This is a genomic window from Lysinibacillus sp. BF-4, from assembly GCF_000743635.1.
Taxonomy (GTDB): domain Bacteria; phylum Bacillota; class Bacilli; order Bacillales_A; family Planococcaceae; genus Metalysinibacillus; species Metalysinibacillus saudimassiliensis.
Genome location: NZ_JPUW01000067.1, coordinates 1 through 5,313 on the forward strand (window position 1 = coordinate 1; position 5,313 = coordinate 5,313).

Below are 5,313 nucleotides of genomic sequence, written 5' to 3' on the forward strand. Positions count from 1 at the left end.
TATGCGTGAAGAGGAAGTCAGTCTATTAATTGCGGTGGACCGCCATCGTAACTTGCGCGGCTACATTACGGCAGATGATGCGCGTGAGGCAGCTAAGCAAGGTAGTAAAGATTTAGTAGCCTACCTCCAAACGGATATTAAAACGGTTGAGGCAGATACGCTCATTCAAGATGTCTTTAATGTTATTTATGATGCACGTACGCCAGTCGCTGTTGTAAAAGGCGAGCGTCTACTCGGTGTAATTATTCGTGGTGTTGTTATTGAAGCACTTGCGAAGACAGAGGAGGTACAGTAATGAGCAACTTTTTAGATACAGTACCTAAAATACCTCTAGCTGAATGGGTAGATGATGGGATGAAGTGGTTAACGACCACATTCCGCCCAGCCTTTGATTTTATTAAAAACAATGGTAAATGGTTGATGGATACTACAGCGGATATGTTAACAGCAATACCACCAATTATATTTATCTTGTTAATGGTAGTGTTGGCATTCTTTGCGGCACGTAAAAAATTTGGGCTACCGACTTTTACTTTAGTCGGTTTGCTGTTGGTATATAACCAAGGGCTTTGGCCACAACTTATGGATACGTTTAACTTAATTTTATACGCAAGTATATTATCTATTATCATTGGTGTGCCTACTGGGATATTAATGGCGAAAAGTGAAACAGCAGAAAAAATCATTAAACCTATTTTAGACTTTATGCAAACAATGCCCGCGTTTGTTTATTTAATTCCTGCGGTTGCATTCTTTGGTATTGGTTTAGTACCAGGTGTGTTTGCATCTATTATCTTCGCCCTACCACCAACAGTTCGTATGACAAACCTTGGTATCCGCCAAGTACCACGCGAGCTTGTAGAGGCGGCAGATTCTTACGGTAGTACAGGCTCTCAAAAATTATTTAAAGTAGAGCTACCTTTAGCTAAATCAACAATTATGGCAGGGATTAACCAAACGGTAATGCTTGCGCTATCAATGGTTGTAACTGCGTCAATGATTGGTGCAGATGGTTTAGGTCGAAATGTTTTATCAGCACTTCAACGTGCACAAGCCGGTACAGGCTTCGTAGCAGGGATTTCGCTCGTGATTTTAGCGATTATTTTAGATCGCTTAACACAGAGCTTAGATAGAAAGAAACAGTAATTGAGGGGGAACTTTTTTGAATAACAAATTTAAAGTAGCAGGTTTGGCAATGGCAGCGAGCTTAGCATTAGCAGCTTGTGGCGACAAGGATAAAGATGAGACAGCGAAAGATAAAAACGAAGGTACAGACGCTAACACAACTACAGAAGAATCGAAGGATATTAACCTTGCTTATGTAGAGTGGGATACGGAGATTGCTTCTACTAACGTGGTAGGCGCAGTACTTGAGGACTTAGGCTATAACGTAACATTAACACCACTTGATAATGCTATTATGTGGGAAGCTGTTTCTAATGGAGAGGCAGATGCAATGGTAGCAGCATGGTTACCTCATACGCATGCGGCACAATATGATAAGTATAAAGATGATTTACTAGAGCTAGGGCCTAACTTAGAGGGCGCAAAAATTGGTTTTGTTGTACCTGAGTATATGAAAGTGGATTCTATCGAAGATTTAAAAGACGAAGCAGACAAAACAATTACAGGTATCGAGCCAGGTGCTGGTGTTGTAGCTGCTTCTGAAAAAGCATTAGAGGAGTATGACAATCTTAATGATTGGTCAGTACAAACATCTTCTTCAGGCGCGATGACAGTGGCATTAGAGCAAGCAATTGAAGGCAAAAATGATATTATCGTTACAGGCTGGTCACCTCACTGGAAGTTTTCGAAGTATGACTTAAAATATTTAGAAGACCCTAAAGAAGTATTTGGCGGAGAAGAAACAATCAATACGTTTACACGTAAAGATTTAGATAAAGATATGCCAAATGCTTACTCAGTGTTAGACGCATTTGAGTGGACTTCGGATGATGTAGAGACAGTTATGCTTGAAGTAACTGATGGCAAAGATCCAAAAGAAGCGGCACGTGACTGGATTGAAGCGAATAAAGATAAAGTAGATGCGTGGACAAAGGACGTTAAGTAAAACCGTCTTAAACAACAAATCAAGGCGGGAGAAAACTCTGTTTTCTTCTGCTTTTTTTATAGGAGGAAAACAAATTGAAAAAATTTACACTTGTAAGTGCAGCATTAGCAACTAGCTTAGTATTAGCAGCATGTGGCGATAAAGCCGATGACAAAAATAAAGATGAAGCAACTGGTACTGACGACGAGAAGGATATTAATTTAGTTTATGTAGAGTGGGATACAGAGGTGGCATCTACTAACGTAGTAGGCGAAGTATTAAAAGATATGGGGTATAACGTGACCTTAACACCGCTCGACAATGGTGTAATGTGGGAATCAATTGCAAAAGGTGAGGCAGATGCAATGGTAGCAGCATGGTTACCTAAGATGCACGCTCCTAAAATGGAACAATACAAAGATGACGTTATGGAGCTAGGTCCAAATCTTGAGGGCGCTCGTGTCGGATTAGTTGTACCGAAATATATGGAAGTAGATTCGATTGCTGATTTATCAGACGAAGCTAATAAAACAATTACAGGTATTGAGCCAGGTGCTAATACTATGGAGATAACGGAAAACTTAGCGACAGATTACCCTAATTTAAGTGACTGGAGTGTAGCAGCCTCATCTTCAGGTGCAATGACAGTAGCTTTAGGGCAAGCTTATGAAAATGAAGAAGACATTGTAGTAGTGGGCTGGTCACCACACTGGAAATTTGCGAAGTATGACTTAAAATATTTAGAAGACCCTAAAGAAGCTTATGGTACAACAGAGTCTATCCATACAGTAACACGTTTAGGGTTAGATAAAGATAAACCAGAGGCTTTTGAGCTGTTAGATAATTTTTATTGGACATCAGAGGATAGCGAAACAGTAATGAAGGCTATTTCTGAAGGTGCAGATCCTAAGGATGCAGCCCGTGACTGGATTGAGGCAAATGAAGATACAGTAGAAGGTTGGAAGAAATAATTTCGGAGTTCTTAACTTGGTATTCGTAACATGCTATACTACTATCAAAGAGTAGGGGGGCGAGTCGTATGTCATACGAATATGAGGCACAGGTTAAAAATCGCGTTAAGCGTATGGAAGGTCAATTGCGAGGTATTTTAAAAATGATGGAGGAAGGCAAAGATTGCAAATCCGTTATTACGCAATTATCTGCGGTTCGTTCGGCTGTCGACCGTACAGTAGGCGTTATTGTAAGTGAAAACTTATTAGAGTGTGTACGCAATGCAGAGGGCGATGACGAAAAGGTAAATGCTATGATTCAAGAGGCAATGAACTTAGTAGTAAAAAGTCGATAAGTAAATGAAAAGCACCAAGCTCACAATGGCAGGTCTATACCTGACTGTTGTGGACTTGGTGCTTTTTTGTATTACGTAAAGCGCTCAACTAGCTCATGCATACGCTCTGCCTCTGTATGAAGTTGGACAGAGGAGTGCATAATCGAAGTTACAGCAATTTTTTGTTCGTCGATAGAGGCGTTAATTTCTTCTGTAGCTGCGGCAGACTCTGTAGCAACTGTAGCGATCTCATTAATAGCTTTAACTACAATAAGTCGGTTGTCACTCATAGCTACCATACTATTATCTAATGCAGTAAGGTGCTCGCTAATACTTGTGATAGCTGCTGACAGCTGATTAAAGGCATCGTGTACTTCATCAATAGCTAGTACTTGTGATGAAGATAGCGCCAATGTACGTTGCATTTTGGTATCTGCGTTTGTAGCATCTGCTTCGATACGATGTAGTACGCCACGTACATGTGTAGTTGCGCTATTCGTTTGTTCAGCAAGTTTGCGTACTTCTTCAGCAACGACAGCAAAACCTTTGCCATGTTCGCCCGCTCGCGCAGCCTCAATACTTGCATTTAATGCGAGTAAATTTGTTTGCTCCGAAATGGAGGTGATGGTTTGCACAATGTTTTGGATTTCCTGCATTTGTGTAGTTAAGCCAGAAAAATTTGTGCGAAGTTCATCAATAACAGCTGTAAATTGTAGCGAGCCTTCTTTTAATTCTTCTACGCGCTGTTGTCCTGTCGTTTGTGAACTAATAATCGTGTTCATACTTGTAGTGATTTCACCATAGGCGTGTGTAGTAGTTGCGATTAAGGTCGAAAGTGCTTCTACTTTAGTAATTGCTTCCTCGGCTTCTTCGGCTTGTGTAACAGCACCACTAGAAATGGCTGAAATCGCTAAATGGATTTCGTCTGCTGAAGCGGTAGTTTGCTCAGTAATTGCGCTTAGGGTCTCCGAGGACTCACGCATTTGCAGTGAGGAATCACGTGTATTGCCTACCATCTCGTTTAAACTTTGTTTCATATTATTAACATTAGTGGCTAGTGTACCTAGTTCATCTTTTGTTAATAGAGGGATGTCTTCGCCTGTGAGTTTCCCTTTTGCGATATCTGAAGTCATCACCATAATGCGACGGATATAGCTAGTCATGCGACCAGAGAAAAACCAAAATAGTGCAATGCCTACGCTAACAGCAAGTACAGTAACGATAAGGGCATAGAGTAGTACGTTTTTAGCGCCTGCGTTAAAGTCCATTTCATACGTGCCAGCTACAATAACCCAGCCCCAATTGCTATCTTTCGTAGCATAGGTAATTTTAGGAGCAATAGTGTTAGGCTCATTAGGAAGCGGCCAATCATAGCCCACAAAGCCACCACCATGATTGGCTTTATCAATAATTTCCTTCATAAAGTAGCGACCTTCTGCTGTTTGTAAATCAAGGGTGCTATCACCTTCAATTGTAGGGTGAGCTACCGCAATGCCATCTTCTGTTACGGCATAAAAGTAAAAATTATCGCCATAAGTGATGTCGTTAGTAATAGTGCGTGTACCATCCGCATTTTTAGTGCCAATAATTTGGCTACGTGCCATCTCTTGTGCTTCCTCTAATGTGAGGTTGCCAAGCTTTACTTGATTATCTAAAGTGCTAATGAGTTGTGTAATGCCTAGTGCGCCATTTTGGAGCCCTAGCCTGCCTACACTGTCTAGTTCATTTTTTGCCACTATGTAATTAACGATGCCGATAAGTAACGTAGGAATAAGAATTACAATAATGGCTAAGCCAACAAGTTTGTTACGTACAGAATGCCTCATACAAATCACTCCCTATTAACTACTCAAAAGAGAAAAATAACGTTTAATATACAAAAATAATGATTAAGTTACATTTCCTTTCTCTTAGTATAATATAAAAGTCGTGATTTGAAAGAGTTTTCTGACAAATAAAAAATACCACTCTCAAATTT

General features: G+C 40.4%; 6 protein-coding genes. 5 read left to right on the top strand and 1 reads right to left on the bottom strand.

What is annotated here, in order from left to right:
- The 5 genes from CH76_RS13960 to CH76_RS12965 all read left to right on the top strand — a co-directional run.
- Positions 1-295 (top strand): CBS domain-containing protein (locus CH76_RS13960; protein ID WP_036147169.1); only part of this gene is annotated, 295 nt, incomplete at its 5' end.
- Positions 295-1,146, top strand: a complete 852-nt coding sequence (locus CH76_RS12950) for a proline/glycine betaine ABC transporter permease (RefSeq protein WP_036147172.1) — start codon at positions 295-297, stop codon at positions 1,144-1,146. The genes CH76_RS13960 and CH76_RS12950, both read left to right, overlap by 1 nt.
- Before the next feature lie 49 nt (positions 1,147-1,195).
- The gene (locus tag CH76_RS12955) at positions 1,196-2,071 is read left to right on the top strand and encodes a glycine betaine ABC transporter substrate-binding protein (protein WP_051910374.1); all 876 of its coding nucleotides are present in this window, start codon (positions 1,196-1,198) and stop codon (positions 2,069-2,071) included.
- A 74-nt stretch (positions 2,072-2,145) separates the two neighbouring features.
- Complete coding sequence (locus CH76_RS12960; protein ID WP_036147177.1) at positions 2,146-3,021, top strand: glycine betaine ABC transporter substrate-binding protein; 876 nt, start codon at positions 2,146-2,148, stop codon at positions 3,019-3,021.
- Between the two features lie 68 nt (positions 3,022-3,089).
- Positions 3,090-3,356, top strand: a complete 267-nt coding sequence (locus CH76_RS12965; RefSeq protein WP_036147180.1) for a metal-sensitive transcriptional regulator — start codon at positions 3,090-3,092, stop codon at positions 3,354-3,356.
- Between the two features lie 71 nt (positions 3,357-3,427).
- Here the strand turns inward: CH76_RS12965 and CH76_RS12970 are convergent, their stop codons facing one another.
- Positions 3,428-5,161, bottom strand: a complete 1,734-nt coding sequence (locus tag CH76_RS12970) for a methyl-accepting chemotaxis protein (RefSeq protein WP_036147182.1) — start codon at positions 5,159-5,161, stop codon at positions 3,428-3,430.
- Positions 5,162-5,313: the final 152 nt, after the last annotated feature.